2 protein-coding genes are annotated in these 1360 nt (G+C 46.1%); one reads left to right on the top strand and one right to left on the bottom strand.

Features of this window, described 5'->3' with window-relative positions; all coding sequences use genetic code 11:
* Nucleotides 1–196 (top strand): hypothetical protein (locus KDK14_RS17290; protein ID WP_257266433.1); only part of this gene is annotated, 196 nt, incomplete at its 5' end.
* Nucleotides 197–497: 301 nt separating this feature from the next.
* Here KDK14_RS17290 and KDK14_RS17285 read toward each other — a convergent pair.
* Nucleotides 498–1360: BREX system Lon protease-like protein BrxL (locus KDK14_RS17285; protein ID WP_257266432.1), on the bottom strand; the 863-nt coding region annotated here is incomplete at its 5' end.

Here is a 1360-nt window from a genome sequence, read left to right as displayed (position 1 = left end):
GTTCAAGGTGGAGCTGGACAAGCGCAAGAAGCTGGATGAATTAAAAGATGAAGTACGTTTACTGATGAACGGTGGTGATCCGCTGGCAAAACCGGAAGAGCCAGAGGAAGATGCGCCACCGCCCAAAGCGGGTAAGAAGCCGCTGCAGTTTGTGCTGAACAAAAACACCAACAGCGTTTTTGGCAGCGACTTTTAACAGGCTAAGAATTTCCTGATGTTTGTCTTGGTCATAGTTAACATTGTTCTTTTTTTGTTCAACGATCTTTTCTAACTGGTTATACATGCCAAGGCGGTAGAAGTTTGCCCGGGATGGGATGCCAAACAGGTTAGTTTCGGTTCCGTCTCGCTCACTGGCCAGGCGGCGTTCACCAACTAACTTCTGTTCGGCAGCCTCGCCTTCTTCACGGGTGTCGTAAGTGTTTAACAATTTCATGGACGTTAAAAAGCTCATGATAGGAAGATCAAAGTGACAGCCAAAATTTTACTCAGCCCTTTGGCTAACCTTTCTTGAAGATATCAACCTTCGTCTCAAGACACTTCCTCAGCATCAAATCATTGGTACCAATACTGTACCAACTATCCGGCTTCTGGAAAAAGTCCAGCCCCCGTCCGATCTTGACGATCCAGCCATTATCAATCCGAATTTCCCGATCGTGCATATGTTTATTGACCTTAAGATCAAGCTCAATATCCATTTCAAGCAAGCTCTGTTTAAGCTCGCCCAGCCGGTCAGACATTTCCATAACATCCGTATCATCATCATAACTGGTGATTAATCGAATGGTTTTTACTGAAGGAGTCTTAATAACGGCTTCACAGAAGCGGACAAAATTCTGTATCTGGTGTGTCAGGCGGATATAGGGGTCTTCAATCTCAATCGATTTAGCCCCCTCAAGATAAGGGCTGATAATCGACTCATAGCTGTAACCAGTTGCGCCATAGTGAATGGTAAAATGCTGCTCCTGAAGCTGAGCTTCAGGCTCGGCATTTACGCTCTCAGTTGGGACAGCAGTTTTCTTGAGTACATCATCGAATACCGAACCCTTGTCGGGAATCTCCGCCACCGGAGTTTCAATAACAACCGTTTCATCATCACCGTGAATATCCCGGCGAACAGGGTCCTGGGTGGCCGGTGCCAGCCTTGATTCTGGACAGTAAACAATAATTTCCTGACCATTAGCGTTAATATAAGAGAGATTGATCTTGGCAAATTCATCGTCGGATTTGCGTTTGTTCATCTGCTCTTTTACCCGACGACGAGCCTCCACCGCATAGGCGACATATTCCTCAAACTCTTCATCAGAAGGTAAGCCGCTGGGGTGAAGAATCTTTAGAAATGCCGCAACGGTTTTCTTGATGC

Source organism: Endozoicomonas sp. ONNA2, from assembly GCF_024606365.1.
Classification (GTDB): Bacteria; Pseudomonadota; Gammaproteobacteria; order Pseudomonadales; family Endozoicomonadaceae; genus Endozoicomonas.
The sequence above is the reverse complement of the archived record's forward strand: the minus strand, read 5'-3'. Positions and strand labels throughout refer to the sequence as shown.